This window comes from uncultured Oscillibacter sp. (genome assembly GCF_900544955.1).
GTDB lineage: Bacteria > Bacillota > Clostridia > Oscillospirales > Oscillospiraceae > Oscillibacter.
Genome location: NZ_UQXD01000003.1, coordinates 76469 through 96986, shown reverse-complemented (window position 1 = coordinate 96986; position 20518 = coordinate 76469). Strand labels below are relative to the sequence as shown.

Annotated in this window: 20 protein-coding genes; 16 read left to right on the top strand and 4 right to left on the bottom strand. The window is 64.6% G+C overall.

What is annotated here, in order from left to right; translation table 11 throughout:
- Positions 1 to 566 (top strand): XdhC family protein (locus QZS21_RS01660; protein ID WP_295579450.1); only part of this gene is annotated, 566 nt, incomplete at its 5' end.
- A gap of 47 nt (positions 567 to 613) precedes the next feature.
- On the opposite strand, the gene dgoD is transcribed toward QZS21_RS01660, so the two are convergent.
- The 3 genes from dgoD to QZS21_RS01645 are packed head-to-tail and all read right to left on the bottom strand — an operon-like array spanning position 614 to position 3735.
- On the bottom strand, positions 614 to 1762 hold the full coding sequence (dgoD, locus tag QZS21_RS01655) for a galactonate dehydratase (RefSeq protein WP_295579448.1): 1149 nt from the start codon (positions 1760 to 1762) through the stop codon (positions 614 to 616).
- A gap of 43 nt (positions 1763 to 1805) precedes the next feature.
- Positions 1806 to 2570, bottom strand: coding sequence for an SDR family oxidoreductase (locus QZS21_RS01650; protein ID WP_295579445.1), 765 nt, complete (start codon positions 2568 to 2570; stop codon positions 1806 to 1808).
- 43 nt (positions 2571 to 2613) lie between these two features.
- The gene (locus QZS21_RS01645; protein WP_295579443.1) at positions 2614 to 3735 is read right to left on the bottom strand and encodes an iron-containing alcohol dehydrogenase; all 1122 of its coding nucleotides are present in this window, start codon (positions 3733 to 3735) and stop codon (positions 2614 to 2616) included.
- Between the two features lie 396 nt (positions 3736 to 4131).
- On the opposite strand from QZS21_RS01645, the gene QZS21_RS01640 reads away from it, so the two are divergent.
- The 5 genes from QZS21_RS01640 to QZS21_RS01620 all read left to right on the top strand — a co-directional run bounded on the left by QZS21_RS01640 (position 4132) and on the right by QZS21_RS01620 (position 10065).
- Positions 4132 to 5223, top strand: a complete 1092-nt coding sequence (locus QZS21_RS01640; protein ID WP_295579441.1) for an Ldh family oxidoreductase — start codon at positions 4132 to 4134, stop codon at positions 5221 to 5223.
- A gap of 543 nt (positions 5224 to 5766) precedes the next feature.
- Positions 5767 to 6816, top strand: a complete 1050-nt coding sequence (locus QZS21_RS01635) for a TRAP transporter substrate-binding protein (protein WP_295579439.1) — start codon at positions 5767 to 5769, stop codon at positions 6814 to 6816.
- A gap of 36 nt (positions 6817 to 6852) precedes the next feature.
- Positions 6853 to 7344: a TRAP transporter small permease gene (locus QZS21_RS01630; protein WP_295579437.1), complete on the top strand. Its 492-nt coding sequence runs from the start codon at positions 6853 to 6855 to the stop codon at positions 7342 to 7344.
- Positions 7341 to 8621: a TRAP transporter large permease gene (locus QZS21_RS01625; protein ID WP_295579434.1), complete on the top strand. Its 1281-nt coding sequence runs from the start codon at positions 7341 to 7343 to the stop codon at positions 8619 to 8621. Before QZS21_RS01630 ends, QZS21_RS01625 begins: the two co-directional genes overlap by 4 nt.
- Before the next feature lie 187 nt (positions 8622 to 8808).
- The gene (locus QZS21_RS01620; RefSeq protein WP_295579432.1) at positions 8809 to 10065 is read left to right on the top strand and encodes a lactate racemase domain-containing protein; all 1257 of its coding nucleotides are present in this window, start codon (positions 8809 to 8811) and stop codon (positions 10063 to 10065) included.
- Positions 10066 to 10144: 79 nt separating this feature from the next.
- On the opposite strand, the gene QZS21_RS01615 is transcribed toward QZS21_RS01620, so the two are convergent.
- Positions 10145 to 10918: an IclR family transcriptional regulator gene (locus QZS21_RS01615; RefSeq protein ID WP_295579430.1), complete on the bottom strand. Its 774-nt coding sequence runs from the start codon at positions 10916 to 10918 to the stop codon at positions 10145 to 10147.
- A 199-nt stretch (positions 10919 to 11117) separates the two neighbouring features.
- Between QZS21_RS01615 and QZS21_RS01610 the strand changes: the two genes are divergently transcribed.
- From QZS21_RS01610 to QZS21_RS01565, 10 genes are all read left to right on the top strand, one after another.
- On the top strand, positions 11118 to 11771 hold the full coding sequence (locus tag QZS21_RS01610; RefSeq protein WP_295579428.1) for a bifunctional 4-hydroxy-2-oxoglutarate aldolase/2-dehydro-3-deoxy-phosphogluconate aldolase: 654 nt from the start codon (positions 11118 to 11120) through the stop codon (positions 11769 to 11771).
- A 20-nt stretch (positions 11772 to 11791) separates the two neighbouring features.
- The gene (locus QZS21_RS01605; RefSeq protein WP_295579425.1) at positions 11792 to 12814 is read left to right on the top strand and encodes a sugar kinase; all 1023 of its coding nucleotides are present in this window, start codon (positions 11792 to 11794) and stop codon (positions 12812 to 12814) included.
- Positions 12815 to 12930: 116 nt separating this feature from the next.
- Positions 12931 to 13665 carry a 3-oxoacyl-ACP reductase FabG gene (gene fabG / locus QZS21_RS01600; RefSeq protein WP_308588724.1) on the top strand — a complete coding sequence of 245 codons (735 nt, stop codon included), beginning with the start codon at positions 12931 to 12933 and terminating at the stop codon, positions 13663 to 13665.
- 267 nt (positions 13666 to 13932) lie between these two features.
- Positions 13933 to 14679, top strand: coding sequence for an ATP-dependent sacrificial sulfur transferase LarE (gene larE, locus QZS21_RS01595; RefSeq protein ID WP_295579423.1), 747 nt, complete (start codon positions 13933 to 13935; stop codon positions 14677 to 14679).
- Entirely contained in the window at positions 14676 to 15425 is a 750-nt protein-coding gene (gene larB / locus QZS21_RS01590) for a nickel pincer cofactor biosynthesis protein LarB (protein ID WP_295579420.1), read from the top strand. Before larE ends, larB begins: the two co-directional genes overlap by 4 nt.
- Position 15426: 1 nt before the next feature.
- On the top strand, positions 15427 to 16833 hold the full coding sequence (gene larC / locus QZS21_RS01585) for a nickel pincer cofactor biosynthesis protein LarC (RefSeq protein WP_295579418.1): 1407 nt from the start codon (positions 15427 to 15429) through the stop codon (positions 16831 to 16833).
- An 8-nt stretch (positions 16834 to 16841) separates the two neighbouring features.
- Positions 16842 to 16997 (top strand): hypothetical protein, encoded by a 156-nt coding sequence (locus QZS21_RS01580; RefSeq protein WP_295579417.1) that lies wholly within the window; start codon positions 16842 to 16844, stop codon positions 16995 to 16997.
- 10 nt (positions 16998 to 17007) lie between these two features.
- Positions 17008 to 18003, top strand: coding sequence for an ABC transporter permease (locus tag QZS21_RS01575; RefSeq protein ID WP_295579414.1), 996 nt, complete (start codon positions 17008 to 17010; stop codon positions 18001 to 18003).
- On the top strand, positions 17991 to 18893 hold the full coding sequence (locus QZS21_RS01570) for an ABC transporter permease (RefSeq protein WP_295579412.1): 903 nt from the start codon (positions 17991 to 17993) through the stop codon (positions 18891 to 18893). Before QZS21_RS01575 ends, QZS21_RS01570 begins: the two co-directional genes overlap by 13 nt.
- A gap of 35 nt (positions 18894 to 18928) precedes the next feature.
- Positions 18929 to 20515 carry an ABC transporter substrate-binding protein gene (locus QZS21_RS01565; RefSeq protein WP_295579410.1) on the top strand — a complete coding sequence of 529 codons (1587 nt, stop codon included), beginning with the start codon at positions 18929 to 18931 and terminating at the stop codon, positions 20513 to 20515.
- Positions 20516 to 20518: the final 3 nt, after the last annotated feature.

The following is a 20518-nucleotide window of genomic DNA, read 5'->3' as shown; positions in this document are numbered from 1 at the left end:
TGCCCGCCGGCGGCGGCCTCGCCGCCGGAGAGACGGCCCCGGCGGCGGGGGCGTACGGGGAGCCCCTGGGCCGGGAGGGGACGCTGTACCTCTTCGGCGGCGGCCACGTGGGCCAGGCCCTGGCGCCGCTGCTGGCGGAGGTGGGCTTTTCCGTGGTGGTCTTTGACGACCGGCCGGAGATGGCCCGGCGGGAGCGGTTCCCCGGCGCCCGGGCGGTGGTTCTGGGGTCCTTTGACCGCATTGGAGACCAGGTGGCCCTCACCCCGGCGGATTACGCCGTGGTGATGACCCCCGGCCACGCCGGGGATCTGGCGGTGCTGCGGCAGGTGCTGGCCTGCCGCCCGGCCTACGTGGGGTGCATGGGCAGCCGGAGGAAGTGGGCCGTGCTCCGGGCGGCTCTGGAGGAGAGCGGTTTTTCCCCGGAGGAGATCGGGGCGGTCCGCTTGCCCATCGGCCTGCCCATCGGGGCGGAGACCCCGGCGGAGATTGCCGTCAGCGTGGCGGCTCAGCTGATTGCCTTCCGGGCGGAGCGGCGTGACGGCGGAACCACCGGCTGTCCGGCATAAGGAGAGAGGCGGCGTGCCATGCACGCCGCCTCTCTTTTTTATGTAGCTTACCACTCCGCCACGGAGCCGTCCTTGTGGCGCCAGACGGGGTTTTTCCAGGCGTGGGGGGTCTTGGACTCCTCCAGCACCAGCTCCCGGTTCACGTCTACGCCCAGACCGGGCAGCTTGGGCAGGCGAACCATGCCGTCGATGAAGGCGAAGTCGTCCTGATTCTTCACGTAGTCCAGCACGCTCTTGCCCACGTTGTAGTGGATGCCGATGCTCTGCTCCTGGATGGCCGCGTTGTAGCAGGTGGCGTCCACGTTCAGGCAGGAGGCCAGGGCGATGGGGCCCAGGGGGCAGTGGGGCGCCAGGGCCACGTCGTAGGCCTCGGCCATGGAGGCGATCTTCTTCACCTCCGTCAGGCCGCCGGCGTGGGACAGGTCCGGCTGGATGATGTCCACGCCGCCGGTTTGCAGCAGGCGCTTGAAGTCGTAGCGGGTGAACAGCCGCTCGCCGGTGGCGATGGGGATGTTGCAGCAGGCGGCGATCTCCGGGAAGCACTCCATGTGCTCGCACAGAACGGGCTCCTCCAGGAACATGGGATCGAATTCCTCCAGCTTCTTGGCCAGGACCTTGGCCATGGGCTTGTGGACCCGGCCGTGGAAGTCGATGGCGATGCCGAAGTGCTTGCCGCAGGCCTCCCGGATACAGGCCACCCGCTCCAGCACCTGGTCGATCTTCTCATAGGAGTCGATGAACTGCAGCTCCTCCGTGGCGTTCATCTTCACGGCGGTGAAGCCCGCGTCCATCCGCTCCTTGGCGGCGGCACCCACGTCGGAGGGCCGGTCGCCCCCGATCCAGGAGTAGACCCGCATGGAGTCCCGGCAGGCGCCGCCCATCAGCTGGTAGGCGGGGGCCTGGAAGACCTTGCCCTTGATGTCCCACAGGGCCTGGTCGATGCCGGAGATGGCGCTCATCAGCACGCCGCCGCCCCGGTAGAAGCCCGCCCGGTAGATGGTGCTCCACAGATCCTCGATCCGGGAGGGGTCCTGGCCGATGAGGTAGGGTTTCATCTCCTCCACGCAGGTTTTCACGGTGTCGCAGTGGCCCTCCAGCACGGGCTCGCCCCAGCCGGTGTAGCCCTCGTCGGTCTCCATCTCCAAAAAGCACCATCTGGGCCGGACCAGGTAGAGATTCAGTGCAGTGATCTTCATAACGATTCCTCCGTTGTATATGAAAATAGGTGGGCTGCGCGCCTTACTTCACCAGATAGCCGCCGTCCACGGGGAGAATGGCGCCGCTGATATAATCGCTGGCATGGGAGGCCAGGAACACGCAGGCGCCCTTCATGTCGTCGCCGGTGCCCCAGCGGTGGGCGGGGATACGGTCCGTGATCTGCTGGCAGCGGGGGTTGGCGGGGTCCATCAGGGCGGCGTTCATGTCCGTGGACATGTAGCCCGGGGCGATGGCGTTGATGTTGATGCCCCGGCCCACCCAGTCGTTGCTGAGGGCCTTGGTCAGCTGGGCGATGCCGCCCTTGGAGGCGGCGTAGGCGGGGATGGTCTGGCCGCCGAAGAAGGAGATCATGGAGGCGATGTTGATGATCTTGCCGTAGCCCTTGGGCAGCATCACCTTCCCGGCCTCCTGGCACAGCACGAACACGGAGCTCAGGTTCACGCTGAGCACGTCGTCCCAGTCGGTCATCGGGAACTCCTCAGGCTGGTGGCGGCGCTGGATGCCGTGGGCCGTCACCAGGATGTCCAGGTCGCCGCCCAGCTTTTCCAGGCATGCGCGGAAGCAGGCGTAGACCTCCTCCCGCTTCCCCAGGTCCGCCTGGACCGCCTCGCAGGCGTAGCCCTGGGCCCGGTACTCCTCCGCCACGGAGAGCACCTTTTCGGAGCTCCCCACGATGACCACCTGGCAGCCGGCCTCCAGCAGGCCCTCCGCCATGCCCCGGCCCAGTCCCCGGGTGCCGCCGGTGACGATGGCCTTCTTGCCGCTGATATCAAACAGATTCTTCATAGCTTTGTCCTCCTCTTGATTGTAAACGGGAACGCCCGGCGCCTCAGGCGCGGGCCGCCGCGTAGGCGTCCAAATAGTAGATGGCGTTGGTCAGGGTCTCCCGGGAGAGGTGCATGGGCACGTTGGTCACATTCCAGCGCTTGCCGTAGACCTCCTCCACCAGGGCCTCCACGCCGGACTGCCGGTTCTCCGGCGTCAGCCCCAGGTCCGCCGTGCACACCGGCAGGCCGATGTCCTTGCAGAAGTCGAAAATCTCCGCAAAGCGGGCGGTGTCGTTTTCAATGACCAGCTGCACCAGCGTGCAGTAGCCCACGCCGGTGCCGTGGAGCAGGGGCTTGACGGGCAGGACGTGGAAACCGGCCTGGAGGCCGTGGGCGATGGAGACGCCGGTGCACTCAAAGCCCAGGCCCGAGAGAAGGACGGTGGCCTCCACCACATCCTCGTAGGCGGGAGTCCGCAGGTGGTTCTGGGCGGCCAGAATGGCGTCCCGGCCCTTTTCCAACAGGATGTCGTAGCTCAGCTTCGCCACGGCCATGCCCAGCAGGGCGGGGCGGTAGGCCCCGGCGCCGGCGTTGCAGACGTTGTTGTTGGCGAAGGAGGCCTGGGCCTCCACGTAGGTGGCCAGGGCGTCGCCGATGCCGGAGACCATCATCCAGGCCGGGGCGTTGATGGTGATCTCCGTGTCCACCACCACGTAGTCCGGATTTTTATAGTGGACCATCAGCCGGGGCTGCTCGTGGGGGTTGTTGATGATGGTGTGGGTGGAGGTAGGGGCGTCGGTGGTCAGGGCGGTGGGGACGTTGATGAAGGCCTTGCGGTAGGTGGCCCCCACGGCCTTGTTGATGTCGCAGGTCTGGCCGCCGCCGATGCCGATGAAGGTGTCGGGGATCTGGGGCAGCGTGGCGCAGAAGTCCAGCAGCTTTTGCAGCGCCGCGTCGGAGGCGGCGCCGGCGTATTCCACCGTGTAGGCCGTCATGCCGGCGGCCTCGAACAGCTGGGGGATTTTGGTCCGGTACTCCGGATAGAAAAACGTATCAATGATGGCGAGGGCGGTCTTGCCGTAGTTCGCCGCGAACACCGGCAGATTCCTGATCTCGCCGGGGCCCTGGATGTATCGGGACGGGGCTTGGAAGGCGCGGGATTCGCTGGCTTTTCCGCTGGGCATGATGATACCTCCTGTTTGAAATGGGTGGGACGGCGGGGCAAAACGGGCGCAGCGGTGCCCTGCCGCCGTCGGTTGTCCCAAGTATAGCGCAAATGAAATTCGTTTTCAATATGTGAAATTGAATTTCAAATTTTTCTACATTGCGCACATTTTTTTCCCCGTCGGGTGGTGATTTTGCTGGAAAGCGGCGTCGGAAAACCGCCCTGAAACCCCGGCGGGACGGCGGTTTTTTGGGAAATATCGCGCAAAAAGCGGCGCGGTTATTTGGCAAGCTGCCGTCTTGACGAAGCGGGGCGGAGGGCATATAGTAAAAAACAAGGCGGCATGTCCCGGGCGCGGCCAAGCGGAGCGGAGGGGTGCCGGACCATTTCTGAGAGAAAGTATGGGGTGACTGATATGCAGTATCATCATGTGGACTACGGGCAGCTGGAGACGTTCTGCCGCGAGGTGTTCAAGGGCTATCACTTTACGGAGGAGGAGAGCCGGCAGATTACGGACGTGCTGCTGGCGGCGGACCTGTCCGGCATCGAATCCCACGGCATCCAGCGGCTGATCCGCTACCACCAGGAGATCACCGGCGGCCTGGTGAAGCTGGACGCAAAACCGAAGACGGTGTTTGAGACGCCGCTCTCCGCCGTCATCGAGGGCAACGACTGCATGGGCCAGACCCTGGGCGTCCAGGCCATGGAGCTGGCCATTGAGAAGGCCCGGCAGCACGGCTTCGGCATCGTCACCGTCCGCAACTCCAACCACTACGGCATCGCCGGGTACTATACCAAGATGGCGGTGAAGGAGGACATGATCGGCCTGTGCATGACCAACACCGAGGCCATCATGGTGCCCACCTTCGGCCGCCAGGCCATGCTGGGCACCAACCCCATCGCCTTTGCCATGCCCGCGGACCCGGTGCCCTTCTCCTTCGACGCGGCCACCACCGTGGTGCCCAGAGGCAAGCTGGAGGTCTACGTGAAGCGGGGCAACGGCCTGCCCGAGGGCTGGGCCCTGGACGAGACCGGCCACGACAGCACGGACCCGGATCGGGTGCTGAAGAACATCATCGCCAAGGCCGGCGGCGGCATCCTGCCCCTGGGCGGCTCCGGGGAGCAGACCTCCGGCTACAAGGGCTACGGCTTCGCCATGATCTGCGAGATCTTCACCGCCATCCTCTCCGGCGGCACCACCTCCAACTACATCTACAAGACCCCCGGCCGGGCCAACATCGCCCACTGCTTCGCCGCCATCGACTACGGCATGTTCGGCGACAAGAAGGCCATCCGGGCGGCGCTGAACCAGTATTTGCAGGAGATCCGGGCGTCCGACAAGGCGGAGGGCCAGGAGCGCATCTACATCCACGGCGAGAAGTCCGCCGAGGCCCGGGCCCGGGTGCTGAAGGAGGGCGTGTCCCTGAACGAGAAGACCTACGGCGAGATGCAGATGATCGCCGCCTACACCGGGGCGGAGGCGTTTCTGCCCGCCTATCTGGACTGAGCAAGTCCCCCCGGAAGCCGGGCGGCTGCCGCCGCCCGGCTTCCGGGAGTTTGTTCGCGACAGGAGGATCATCGGACGTCTGATTGCAATTTTGGTTTCGGAATTTCATATCACGAAAAAGCAGTTCACACTCTGACAAAAAACGAAAGCAAATTTTAGGAAAATTTCCGAAAATCATAAAATGCCGGGTGGTGAGATTGCATTTCAAAAAGGGACGTGCTATGATACGAAAAGGCAAAGGGATGCAGAAATGCAGCCTGTTAAAATGTCATAAAGATTTCAGATACCGGCTGAAAGCCGTTTTTTTGAGCAGTTATTGGAGAAAAGGATTCCATTCTGCGGAAAAGGCGGCAGGCCGGCTCTGTTTTCAAAGCGGATATCCGCTTTCGTGTTTCGTTTGCAGCGAAACACGAGCCGCCCTGCGGGACAGCCTGTCACACAGGCGCACAGGCAGCCGGGCGGCCTGACAGCGAGGATTCATTCCCGGCCGGGGAACCGGCGGGGCTTGAATAGATTTCCATCACTTTTTAGGAGGAAAAGCAAATGAAGAAGAGAGTTTTGTCCCTGGTTCTGGCAGGCGTCATGATGCTGACGCTGGCCGCCTGCGGCGGCTCCGGCAAGGAGACCGGCGGCTCTACCGGCGGTTCCACCGGCGAAGATTCCAAGCCCGTCCAGGCGATCCCCATCAAGGTCGCCAACTACTACGCCGACACCCATCCCACCAACGTCGCCCTGAATGAGGTCTTCAAGCCCATGGTGGAAGAGGGCACCGAGGGCCGCTACACCGTGGAGATCTACAGCAACAACGCCCTGGGCGGCGAGAGCGAGTTCAACGAGGGTGTGTCCCTGGGCAACATTGAGATGTGCGTCACCGGCAACCTGATGGCCGACCGCTATCCCGCCCTGTACGCCGCCGACTTCCCCTGGGTGTTCGACGATGTGGAGCAGGCCTCCAAGATCTGCAACGACCCCGAGATCCAGGCCGTGTTCCAGGAGGCTCTGGCCCAGTCCAACTACGTCCTGCGGGGCTGCAGCCTCAACGGCAACCGCTGCATCTCCAACAACGTCCACCCCATCAACACCCTGGCGGATCTGAAGGGCATCAAGCTCCGTGTCCCCACCGTGTCCCACTATGTGAAGAACTTCCAGGCGATGGGCGCCTCCGTGGTCACCATGGCCATGACCGAGATCTTCACCGCCCTGCAGCAGGGCACCATCGAGGGCCAGGAGAACCCCCCCTCCACCCTGCTGGCCAACGGCTGGTATGAGGTCCAGGACTATCTGGCCATGACCAACCACCAGATCGCCATGAACTTCGTGCTGATCAACGACAAGTTCTACAACAGCATGTCCGCCGAGGACCAGGCCGTTCTGGACGACGCCTGCGCCGCCTTCGTGGCCAAGCAGCTGGAGCTGTTCAAGCAGGCCATGGTGGACGACGTGGAGACCCTGAAGGAGAAGGGCCTGGAGGTCACTTATCCCGACCGCGAGCCCTTCAAGGAGGCCGGCAGCGTGGTCATCGACGAGTACCGCGCCCAGTATCCCGAGTTCGACAGCATCATGGAGAAGATCACTGCTCTCCAGGCCCAGTAATTCCAAGATCCCAGCAACTGAGGACGGAGAGAAAACATGAAAAAGATACAAAATGCTTTATGGCAGCTGCTGGACTGGTTTTTGTACATAGGCATGGTCGTCATGGTGCTGATGGTGTTCATCAACGTCGTGGGCCGGTATGTGTTCAACTACAGCTTTGCATCTGTCGAGGAAATTGCCCGGATTCTGTTTGTGTGGCTGGTTTATCTGGGCTGCGTGGCGGCTACCAAGGAAGGGACCCACATCCGCGTGGACATCGTGCTGATGTTCCTGCCGCCGAAAGCCCGAATCGCGGTGGAGGCAATCGCCAACCTGCTGATGGACGCCATCATGATCCTGACCATCCGCGTGATGATGAACCTGGTCATGGAGAACATCACCTATCCCATGCCCATCACGAAGATCCCCTATGGCATCGTGCAGGGCATCATCCCCCTGTCGCTGCTGTTCATGCTGATTCTGAACATCATCAATCTCGTCAATCTGTTTAGAAAAAAGCCTGCTGAGGAAGGGGGGGAGAACGCATGACGCTGGTGGTATTCCTGGTTTCCATTTTCGCATTCCTGCTGTTGGGCGTGCCCGTCGCCTTCTCCATTTTGCTGACGGTGTTCACCATGGCGGAGAGCTCCGGCGTCACGAGTTTCAACATCGTGCCGTCCTACATGTACAGCGGTGTGAACAACTTCGCCCTGCTGGCCATTCCCTTCTTTATCTTCTGCGGCGACATCATGAACGCCGGCGACCTGTCCAAGGGCATCGTGGATTTCTGCCGCGTGCTGCTGGGCCACGTCAAGGCCGGCATCGGCTACGCCGCCATCCTGGCCTGCATGATCTTTGCCTGCCTCACCGGCGCGGCCATCGTGACGATCTCCGCCATCGGCGGCATCATGCTGCCGCTGATGGTGAAGGAGGGCTATGACCCGGCGGACTCCACAGCCTGCTGCTGTGCGGGCTCCATCACCGGACCCATTATCCCGCCCTCGCTGCCAATGGTCATCTACGGCGTCCTCAGCGGCGCCTCGGTGACCAAGATGTTCATCGGCGGCGTGGTTCCCGGCGTCATCACCGGCCTGATCTGCATGGTGACCTGGTACTTTATGAACAAGAACCGGAAGTACGACGTGCAGCCCAAAGCCACTCCCTCGGAGATTTGGGCCGCCACCAAGAAGGCCTTCCCGGCGCTGATGATGCCCGTCATCATGATGGGCGGCATCCTCTCCGGCATCTTCACTCCCACGGAGGCGGGCGTCGTGGCCTGCGTGTACGCCTGGATCGTGTCCACCTTCGTCTACAAGAAGATGAACCTGAAGCTTTTGAAGCAGGTTGCCATCAAGTCCGCCAAGGCCAGCGCCGTGATCATGCTCATCGTGGCGGCCTGCCAGGCCCTGGCCATGGTCATCACCGTGGCCCGGATTCCCCAGGCCATCGCAACGCTCATCAGCTCCGTGTCCGACAACCCGCTGGTGATTATGTGCCTGATCAACGTGTTCGTCCTGATCGTGGGCCTGTTTATGGACGTGACCCCCGCTCTGACCATCTTGACGCCCATCTTCCTGCCCATCGCAACTTCCGTGGGCATGGACCCCATCGTGTTCGGCGTCACTATGGTGTACGGCCTGGTCATCGGCCTGATCACCCCCCCGGTCGGCAACGTGCTGTACGTGGGCATCGGCATCTCCAACATCACCTTGCTGGACCTGCTGAAAAAGATTTGGCCCATGGTGGTGGTGTACATCTTCATCCTGTTCCTCATCACCCTGGTCCCGCAGCTGATTATGTTCCTGCCCAATCTGTTCATGGGTTGACGGGGAGCGATTTCAACCAATTCGCTGCAACGATCCCCGGCGGCGGAGGCCTGTCCTCCGCCGCCGGGGAATCTGTTTCACCGCATTGAAAAAGATGGGCGGAAAGCCCTTGCTATTCTGAGGGATTTGTGATTTACTAAAAGTATCAAATTGAAAAAAGGTGATTAAAATGGGCGTTGTAAAAGATTTGCTGAAAGACGTTGAAATCCCCAAGTTTTACAAGGTCACGAACCGCATGGATGATACCCACATCGAGGATGTGGCCCAGGCGGTGCGGGACGCGCTGAAGCGGGAGGGCACCCTGGACCGCATCAAGCCCGGCAGCACGGTGTGCTTCACCGCCGCCAGCCGGGAGATCGCCAACAGCGTGCTGATTCTGCGGACCTTCGCCGAGGAGCTCAAGCGCATCGGCGCCACCCCCTACATCGTGCCTGGCATGGGCAGCCACGGCGGCGCCACCGCCGAGGGCCAGCGTGCCATTCTGGAGCACTACGGCATCACCGAGGAGGCCTGCGGCTGCGAGATCCATGCCACCATGGACACCGGAAAGGTGGGCGTCTCCGCCGAGGGGCTGGAGGTCCGGCTGGACGCCTTCGCCCTCTCCTGCGATTACATCGTGCCCGTGGCCCGCATCAAGCCCCACACCGACTTCCACGGCCCCTTTGAGAGCGGCATCATGAAGATGATGGCCATCGGCATCGGCAAGCAGTACGGCGCCAGCATCTGCCACGAGCGGGGCTTCGACCTGATGCACATCAACGTGCCCTCCTTCGGCCGCACCGTTCTGGCCAACTGCAACATCCCCTTCGCCATCGGCCTGGTGGAGAATGCCTTCCACCAGACCCACACCATCCGCGCCATCCCCAACGAGTGCGTGGAGAAGGAGGAGCCCGAGCTGCTGCTGCTGGCCAAGAGCCTGATGGCCAGCATCCCCTTCGAGAAGGTGGACGTGCTGATGCTGGAGCAGATCGGCAAGGAGATCAGCGGCGACGGCATGGACCCCAACGTGGTGGGCCGCGCCTACGATTACCGGACGAAGCCCTACATCCACCGCATCGGCGTGCTGGACCTGTCCAAGAAGACCGGCGCCAACTTCAACGGCATCGGCAATGCCGACGCCACCACCCGCCGCATTCTGGAGAAGGGCTCTTTCGAGGAGACCTACCCCAACGGCATTACCTCCATCACCGTGGAGTACATGAAGCTCCCCTCCATGCTGGACAACGACAAGCTGTGCACCCAGTTCTGCATCCGGACCTGCCCCTACCTGGGCGAGCCCCTGAAGGTCATGTGGACCAAGGACACCCTCCACATGGGCGAGTTCTATGTCTCCGAGAGCATGCTCAAGGAGGTGGAGGCCAACCCCAACCTCTCCACCGACGGGACCCTCTATGAGGTGGTCTTCGACCAGGACGACAACTATACCGGCTTCCGGGCGGTGTAACCGCCGGCTCCGGGATCCCTGTTTTCCAAAAAAGGAAGCCGCACGTATCAACGTGCGGCTTCTTTGCGGAAAGAGAGTGTCAGCCGGGGCAGCCCAGCATCCGGCTGATCTCGCCGGTGACCCGGAGCAGGTGGGGCAAAAAGCGGGCCATGGCCGCCTCGTCCATACGGACGGAGGGCGCGGAGATGCTCACCGCCCCCACCGGCTTCCCGGCCCAGTCCCGGATGGCCGCGGCAATGCAGCGCACGCCGGGCTCGTGCTCCTCGTCGTCGATGGCGTAGCCCCGCTGGCGGATGCGCTCCATCTCCTGGACCATGTCCGGGAAGGTGGTGATGGTCTTGGGGGAGAAGGCCTGGATGTCCTCCGTGTTCCAGATGTCCTCCGCCTCCTGCTGGGGCAGCAGGGCCAGGATGGACTTGCCCACGCCGGTGCAGTACATGGGGTTGCGCAGCCCCACGTGGGAGGACATGCGGACCAGTTGCTGGAAGGGCTCTGCCTTGTAGAGATAGACGATGCCGCCGCCGTCCCGCTCCACCAGGTGGACCGCCTCCTGGGTGACGGCGGCCAGCTCGTCCAGATGGGGCTTGGCGGCGGAGAGCAGGCTCCACACGCTGGACACCCGGCTGCCGATCTCAAAGGTCCGCAGGGTCAGCCGGTATTTGCCGCTGGCCGAGTCCTTCATGGCGTAGCCGTGCTCCGTCAGGACGTTGACCAGACGGTGGGTGGTACTGATATGCAGGCCGGTGGCGGCGGCCAGATCGGACAGAGACATCCCAAGGGGCGCGGTGGAGAGCGTCTCCAGAATCTCCAGAACGCGGTCGATGGATTGGACAGAACCGGAGGCAGATCGCATCAGTAGCCCTTCTTTTTCATAATGTGATATTTCTTTTTAGAATAACACAGTTCCCCAGGGTGTGCAACCATCAATTTACCCAGAAGAAGCGGAAAAAATTTGGCAGGATGGAAAATTGACAGACGGCCGGAAACGCGGTATAAATAAGATATCATCATTCGATAAATATTTTCACAATACGGAAAACGGAGGAGCGACTATGCGCGAGGAGATCATTGCCAAGATTTTGGAGGAAAAAGTCATTGCCATCGTCCGGGGCGTGGGCCCGGAGCAGTGCCGAAAGGTGGCGGACGCCCTGTACGAGGGGGGTATCCGGCTGATGGAGATCACCTTCGACCAGAAGAACCCCGCCTCCTTCCAGGCCACCGCCGACGCCATCCGCGCCATCGGCCAGGCCTATGAGGGGCGGATGCTGGTGGGCGCCGGCACCGTCACGTCGGTGGAGCTGGTGGAGCTGGCGGCCTCCGCCGGGGCCAAGTATATCATCTCCCCGGATGTGAATGTGGACGTGATCCGCCGCACCGTGGAGCTGGGGCTGGTGTCCCTGCCCGGCGCCATGACCCCCACGGAGGTGATGACGGCCCACAGTGCCGGGGCGGACTTTGTGAAGCTGTTCCCGGCGGGGAATCTGGGCACGTCCTATGTGAAGGCCATCCGCGCCCCCATCAGCCACGTGAAGCTTATGGCCGTGGGCGGCGTTAACGAGGAGAACGTGGCCGACTTCCTCCGCGCCGGCATGGCGGGCGCCGGTGTGGGCGGCAACCTGGCCAACAAGAAGTGGATTGAGGCCGGGGAGTACGGCAAGATCACGGAGACCGCCCGCAAGCTGCTGGACGCAGTGAAAAACGCCTGAATAAAAGGAGAACGATGGATATGAAGAAGATTGTGACGTTTGGTGAAATTATGATGCGCCTGAACCCGGAGAGCTATCTCCGCTTCGTCCAGGCGGAGAAGTTTGAGGCGACCTACGCCGGCGGCGAGGCCAACGTGGCCGTGTCTCTGGCCAACTACGGCATGGACGCCGCGTTCGTCACCAAGGTGCCGGCCCACGAGATCGGCCAGTGCGCGATCAACGAGCTGCGCCGCTACGGCGTGGACACCACCAAGATCGTCCGGGGCGGCGAGCGCCTGGGCATCTACTTCGTGGAGAAGGGCGCCTCCCAGCGGGCCTCCAAGGTCATCTACGACCGGGCGGGCTCCGCCATTGCCAAGGCCGCGGCAGCGGACTTCGACTGGGCCAAGATTTTCGAGGGCGCCGACTGGTTCCACTTCACCGGCATCACCCCCGCCCTGGGCGGCGAGCTGCCCGCCATCTGCCTGGCGGCCTGCCAGGAGGCCAAGAAGCAGGGCCTCACCGTCAGCTGTGACCTGAACTACCGGAAGAAGCTGTGGACCCGGGAGGAGGCCGGCAAGGTCATGGGCGAGCTGATGCCCTATGTGGATGTGTGCATCGCCAACGAGGAGGACGCCAAGGACGTCTTCGGCATCGCCGCCGAGAACACGGACCTGAACGCCGGCAAGGTGGACCATGAGGGCTATATCAGCGTGGCCCGCCAGCTGACGGAGCGCTTCGGCTTCCAGAAGGTGGCCATCACCCTGCGGGGCAGCCTCTCCGCCAGCGACAACGACTGGGCGGGCATGCTGTACAGCGGCGGCAATGCCAGCTTCTCCCCCACCTACCGGGTGCACATTGTGGACCGCGTGGGCGGCGGCGACAGCTTCGGCGGCGGCCTGATCTACGCCCTGCTGTCCGGCTATGACGACCAGAAGGCCATCAATTACGCCGTGGCGGCCTCCTGCCTGAAGCACAGCGTGGAGCACGACTTCAACCTGATGTCCGTGGCAGAGGTGGAGTCCCTGGCGGGGGGCAATGCCTCCGGCCGGGTCCAGAGATAACAACACACGCATCCGGGCGCCGTCCCCCTCTGGGGGACGGCGCCCGCTCCGCTGGTGCCGGGGAAGCCGCGCTTGCAAACGGGGTGCATCTGGTATAGGATAGGAGAAACAACACCATGGAGGGAACGGACATGCGTTTGCAGGGAAAAATCGCGGTGGTCACCGGCGGGGCCCGGGGGCTGGGGGCCGCCATGTGCCGGCTGTTTGCCGAAGAGGGGGCGGTGGTGGCCGCCGCGGACCTGGGGGAGATGACCTACCAGGCGGCGGGGGTGACCTACTATCCGCTGAATGTGGCGGACGGGGAGAGCTGCCGCCGGCTGTACGAGACGCTGATGGACCGGTACGGCCGCATCGACGTCCTGGTGAACAACGCGGGCATCACCCGGGATGCCATGACCGCCAAGATGAGCGACGAGATGTGGGACGCGGTGATGGACGTGGACCTGAAGGGGCTGTTCAACCTCACCCGCCGCATCGGCCCCCAGATGGAGCGGCAGGGCGCCGGGGCCATCGTGAACATCTCCTCCGTGGTGGGGGAGTACGGCAACATCGGCCAGGCCAACTACGCGGCGGCCAAGGCCGGCGTTATCGGCTTGACCAAGAGCTGGGCCAAGGAGTTTGCCCGGAAGGGGGCCGCCGTCCGGGTCAACTGCATCACCCCGGGCTATACCCTGACGGAGATGCTGAAGACGGTGCCTCAGCCCCTGCTGGACCAGTTTGCGGCGAAGACCATGCTGGGCCGCCTGGGCCAGCCGGAGGAGATCGCCCGGGCGGCGCTGTTCCTGGCCAGCGACGAGGCCTCCTACATCACCGGCCAGGTGCTGGCGGTGAACGGCGGCATGCGGCTGTGAGGGGCGCCCGGGGAGGAGCGCGCAGGCAATTCGCCGTGCGGCGGAGACCGGCGGGAAGATCTTGACAAAAACCGCCGGGGCGAATATAATAAAACTCTCAACCGTCGGCACAAGCCGGCATTCCGGCACCAAAGTGCCCGGCCGTTTTTTCCATGGAACCAGAAGATTCACACAACTGTGCCCAAAGGCGCATGATCCTCCTAAGGAGGGCCATGCGCCTTTTTTCTGTCCAAACTGGCCGCGCCGGGAAGCGAAGGAGGAAAAACAATGGAATTGCAGGATTTTTTTAGGGAGAACGGAGAGGCCGCCCTGGCCTTTTCCGGCGGCGTGGACTCCGCCTATCTGCTGTACGCCGCCTGCCGCTACGGCAGGCGGGTGCGGGCTTACTATGTCCAGTCGGCGTTTCAGCCCCGGTTTGAGGGGGAGGACGCCCGGCGCCTGGCGGCGGAGCTGGGGGCGGAGCTGCGGGTGCTGCCGGTGGACGTGCTGAAAAGCCCCGCCGTGGCCGCCAACCCGGCGGATCGCTGCTACCACTGCAAGCGTCTGCTGTTCTCCGCCATTCAGCAGGCGGCGGAGGAGGACGGCTTCTCTCTGCTGCTGGACGGCACCAACGCCTCCGACGAGGCCGGGGACCGGCCCGGGATGCGGGCCCTGGCGGAGCTGGCCGTCCGCTCTCCCCTGCGGGAGTGCGGATTGACAAAGGCGGAAATCCGCCGCCGGTCCCGGGAGGCTGGGCTCTTCACCTGGGATAAGCCGGCCTACGCCTGCCTGGCCACCCGCATCCCCACCGGCACGGCCATCACGGCGGCGGACCTGGCGCGGACGGAGCGGGCGGAGGCGGCCTTGGCGGCCCTGGGCTTTGTGGATTTCCGGGTCCGGCTGCTGGGGGACGCCGCCCGCATCCAGGTACGGCCGGAGCAATTGGCGCTGCTGCTGGAGCGGCGGGAGGCGGTTTTGGAGCAATTGGGGCGGGACTATGGAGCGGTTCTGCTGGATTTGGAGGTGCGGAGATGAACGACTCGGTAAAAAGCCTGCTGGAGGCGGTGCGCCAGGGGACCCTCCCGGTGGAGGAGGCGCTGCTGGAGCTGAAAAAGCAGCCCTTCGCGGACATCGGCTACGCCAAGGTGGACCTGCACCGGAAGGTGCGTCAGGGGGCGGCGGAGGTGATCTACGGCGCCGGAAAGACGCCGGAGCAGATTTTGGGCATTGCGGACACCATGCGCCAAAACGGGCAGGAGACCATTCTCATCACCCGGATGTCCGCCCAGGCGGCGGAGACGGTGGGCCGGGCGCTGCCCCTGGACTACCGCGCGGACGCCCGCATCGGCGTGGTGGGGACGCTGCCGCCGCCCCGGGGCGGCACCATCGTGGTGGCCACCGGCGGCACCAGCGACATGCCCGTGGCGGAGGAGGCGGCATTAACGGCGGAGGCCCTGGGGAACCCGGTGAACCGCCTGTACGACGTGGGCGTGGCGGGGCTGCACCGGCTGCTGGCCCACCTGGACGACATCATGAGCGCCCGGGTCATCATCGCCATCGCCGGGATGGAGGGGGCCCTGGCCAGCGTCATCGGCGGGCTGGCGGACTGCCCGGTGATCGCCGTGCCCACCAGCGTGGGCTACGGCGCGTCCTTCGGCGGCGTGTCCGCCCTGCTGTCCATGCTGAACTCCTGCGCCAGCGGCGTGTCGGTGGTGAACATCGACAACGGCTTCGGCGCCGGGTATCTTGCCAGCATGATCAACCACATGGAGGAGAACTGAGATGAAAACACTGTATCTGGACTGCGGCATGGGCGCCGCGGGGGATATGCTGACGGCGGCGCTGCTGGAGCTGGTGCCGGACCCGGAGGGCTTTCTGGCCCGGATGAACGCCCTGGGCCTGCCCGGTGTGGCGGTGCGGCGGGAGACGGCGGTGAAGTGCGGCATCACCGGCACCCATGTCACCGTGACGGTGGACGGCGCGGAGGAGGCGTCCCACGACCATCCCCACGGCCATGAGCACGAGCATGAACATGACCACGAGCATGACCACGAGCATGAACACGAACATGGTCATGACCATGAGCACGGTCATGACCACGGCCACGACCACGGCCACGGCCACGACCATGACCACCAACATGAACACGACCATCCCCATGAGCATGAGCATAGCCACGAGCACGGCCATGAGCACGAGCACAGTCACGACCATGACCACGAACACGACCATCCCCATTCCCACGGCCACCACCACAGCAGCATGGCGGAGATCCGGGACATTCTGGCGGGGCTGGACCTGCCGGAGGCCGTCCGGGCGGACGTGGAGGCGGTGTACGGCCGGATCGCGGAGGCGGAGAGCCGGGCCCACGGCGTGCCCGTCACCGACATCCACTTCCACGAGGTGGGGACCCTGGACGCCATGGCGGACATCACCGCCGTGTGCCTGCTGCTCCACGAGCTGGCGCCGGAGGAGATCGTGGTCTCCCCGGTCCATGTGGGCAGCGGCCAGGTGCGCTGCGCCCACGGCGTCCTCCCCGTCCCGGCCCCCGCCACCGCCTATCTGCTGCAAAACGCACCCATCTACGGCGGCAGTGTCCGGGGCGAGCTGTGCACCCCCACCGGTGCGGCCCTGCTGACCCACTTCGCCACCCGCTTCGGGGAGATGCCCGTCATGCGGACCCAGGCCATCGGCTACGGTATGGGGAAGAAGGACTTTGAGGCCGCCAACTGCGTCCGGGCCCTGCTGGGAGAGACGGAGGGGCAGGCGGAGACGGTTTACAGCCTCTCGTGCAACGTGGACGACATGACGGCGGAGGCGGTGGGCTTCGCCTTGGAGCGGTTTTTCGAGAGCGGGGCCCTAGACGCCTACACCGTCCCCATCGGGATGAAAAAATCCCGCCCCGGCACGCTGATCCAGGTGCTGTGCCGCCGGGAGGACCGGGAGGCCCTGGCCGCGTGCATCTTCCGCCACACCACCACCCTGGGCATCCGGACGTGCGCCTGCGGCCGCTACGTCCTGGACCGGACCGTCTCCGCGGTGGACACGCCCTATGGCCCGGTCCGGCGGAAGGACGCCCAGGGCTACGGCGTGACCCGCTCCAAGTACGAGTACGAGGATTTGGCCCGCATCGCCCGGGAGCGGGGCATCGGCCTGGCGGAGGCCCGGGACCTGGTGGAGCGGACATGAGGAACGGCATGGGGTGGCAACTGCCCCGGAGGGACGCCGCCCTGCCGGAGGATGGAGAGGCGGTCCGCCGGGCGGGCTTCGCCTGGGCAAAGGGGGAGCCCTTGCCGCCGGAGCTGAGCCGGGCGGCGGGGCATCCCCAGCGGGGCATCCCGTGCGGGACGTGAGGAGGGAACCATGATCGGACAGCCTCTTTGGAAACGGATTTGCCGGCGGCTTTTCGGCTTTCTGCTGACCATGCTGCTGCTCTCCGTGCTGGTGTTCTACGCGGCCCGCTGGGCCCCCGGGGACGCCCTTCAGTCTTTTTACGGCGACGCGGTGGAGTCCATGACGGCGGAGGAGATGGCGGCGGCCCGGACCCGGTTGGGACTGGACGCGCCCATCCATGTGCAGTACGGCATCTGGCTGCAAAACGCCCTGCACGGGAATTTCGGCCTCTCCCTCCGCTACAAGATGCCGGTGCTGGACGTCATCACCCCGCTGATCGGCAACACGCTGCTGCTGGGGGGCATCGCCTATGTGCTGGTGTTCGCCCTGGCGATTTTGCTGGCGGTGGCCTGTGCCCTCCATGAGGACACCTGGCTGGACCGGCTGCTGTGCCGGATCGGCACGGCGGTGTACTACCTGCCGCCCTTTTGGATCGGCGTGGTGCTGGTGCTGATCTTCAGCATCAATCTGCGGTGGCTGCCCAGCAGCGGCGCCTACGACGTGGGCATGGCCGGCGACGTGGGCAACCGCATCCGGCACATGATTCTGCCACTGGCGGTGATGGTGATGAGCCACCTGTGGTACTACGCCTACATGATCCGCAACAAGCTCTTGGACGAGGTGCGGCGGGACTATGTGCTGCTGGCCAAGTCCCAGGGGTACTCCCGCCGCCGCATTCTGTGGTGCCAGTGCCTGCGGAACGTGGCGCCCACCATCGTCAGCATCATGGCCATCTCCATTCCCCACGTCCTCAGCGGGACCTACATCGCCGAGTCCGTGTTCAACTACCCGGGCATCGGCGCCCTCTCCGTGGAGAGCGCCAAGTACCACGACTACAACCTGCTGATGCTGCTGGTGCTGCTCACCGGCGTGCTGGTGGTAGCCAGCAGCCTTCTGGCCCAGAGCGTCAACGAGGTGATCGACCCCAGAATGCGGGAGACGGGGGTGTCCGTATGGCAGAGATAACCCGCGACCCCTTCCGGGTGGTGGGGCCGGACTACCGGCCCGCCCCCACCCGAGCTCTTCCACGGGGCCACGGCCGCCCCCAGCGCCCCCCGGTGCTGTCCATGGCGGTGCTGGGCCTCATTGTGCTGGGGTGCCTGCTGGCGCCGGTGCTGGCCAACCACGACCCGGCGGGGTTCTACCTGCAAAACCTGAACCAGGCCCCCGGCGGGGAGTTCTACTTCGGAACCGACTCCCTGGGGCGGGACATCTACTCCATGATCTGGTACGGCGGCCGGGCCTCCCTGGCGGTGGGGCTGATGAGTATGGCCCTCATCACCGTGCTGGGGGTGACCTACGGCTGCATCAGCGGCATGGCCCACCAGCGGCTGGACGCCGTGATGATGCGGGCCATGGAGATGGCCCACAGCGTGCCCACGCTGCTGATCGTGCTGCTGCTGGGGTCGCTGATCCCCAAGCACGACGTCTTCACCCTCTCGCTGCTCATCGGCGGAACCGGCTGGTTCGGCCTGGCCCGGATCGTCCGCAGCGAGGTCCGGCAGATTCGCAGCAGCGAGTACGTGCTGGCGGCCCGGTGCATGGGGGTGGGCTTCTGGCGGACCATGTGGGTTCACCTGATTCCCAACTTCCTCTCGTCTATTTTGTTCGTGGTGATCTCCAGCATCAGCGCCAGCATGTCCATGGAGTCCACCCTGAGCTTCCTGGGACTGGGGCTGCCGGTGGAGGTCATCTCCTGGGGCAGTATGCTGTCCCTGGCCAACCGGGCCCTGCTGCTGAATACCTGGTGGGTTATCATCATCCCCGGCCTCTTCCTGCTGGTGACCCTGGGCTGCGTCACCAGCATCGGCAACTACTTCCGCCGGGAGGTCAACCGGGCCTGCAGCAATCTGTGAGCATCCAACCATCCAAAGAAAGTGGAGGAATTCCCATGAGAAACCCCATCCGTTTCCGCCTGGCGGCGCTGCTTCTGGCCGCCGCCCTGGGGCTGACGGCCTGCGGCGGTCAGGCCGCCCCCGGCTCCGCCGCCCCGGAGGGCGCCGCCCAGGATTTGAGCAACACCCTGGTCTACGCCGGAGAGTCCGAGAGCACCATCAACCCCATCCTCAACAGCCACGACGAGGTGCCGGACCTGATCTTCTCCGGACTGATGAAGTACGACGGCGGCGGCACCCCCGTCTGCGACCTGGCCGAGGACTATGCCTACGACCCGGAGACCCTGACCTATACCTTCACCCTGCGCAGCGGCGTGCAGTGGCACGACGGTGCGGACTTCACCGTGGACGACGTGGTGTACACCTACAACGCCCTGGTGAGCGACGAGACCCTCTCCGCCAGCATCACCAGCAACTACGAGGACATCGCCTCCATCTCCGCCCCCGACGGGCGGACGGTGGTCTTCACCATGGCCCGGCCCAACGCCGCCATGCTGGGCTACTTCACCATGGGCATCCTGCCCCGGCACCTGACGGAGGGGGAGGACCTGAACACCATGGCCTTCAACCAGGCCCCCGTGGGCACCGGCCGCTACCGGTTTGTGGAGTGGGACACCGCCGGGGGCATGATCCTCCTGGAGCGGAACGAGGACTACTACGGCAAGGTGCCGAACATTGAGCGGGTGGTCTACAAGACCGTCTCCGTGGAGAGCACCAAGGCCACCATGCTCCGCTCCGGCGAGGCGGACCTGGCCTGGCTGAACGCCAACTACGCCCAGCAGTTCCGGGGGGACGAGGCCTTCCGCAACATCGACTTCACCACCGCCGACTACCGGGCCATCTCCATGGACTTCCGCACGGCGTTCTGGCAGCGCAACGGCGACTCCATCGGCGTTTTGAACCTGGCCCTGGACAAGGACGCCATTGTGGACGGCGTGCTGGCGGGCCACGGCGCGGCGGCATACAGCCCCATTCAGCTCAACCCCTACGGCGGCAATCCCGACGCGGACCTCTACCCCTACGACCTAGGCCGGTTTGCCGCGGAGATGGAGGCCCTGGGCTGGACCAAGGGCGCGGACGGCATCTATGAGCGGAACGGGGAGAAGTTCCACTTCACCATCCAGGTCCGGGACTACGAGGAGGAGCGGGTGGACATCGCCAACATCTGCGCCGGGATGCTCAAGGCCGCCGGGGTGGACATGGAGGTGGTGCTGGTGACCCGGTTCGACTGGGAGTCCGGGTACAACGGCTTCCTCTCCGGCTATGCCGCCCAGTTTGACCCGGACATGTTCTACTCCAACTACGTCACCGGCGCCAGCGGCAACACCATGCACTACTCCAACCCCACGGTGGACGCGCTGCTGGCCCAGGGCCGCCACGCCACCGAGGAGGAGGCGCGGCGGGAGGCCTACCGCGCGTTCGAGGCGGCCTATGCCCGCCAGCCCGGCGTGGTGCTGGTGGCCTTCCTGGACGGCAACTACGTGAGCATTGCGGGGCTGGAGGGGCTGGACACCACCCGCGTCCTGGGCCACCACGCCGTGGGCGTCATGTGGAATATCGAGGAGTGGACCCTGCACAAATAAGAG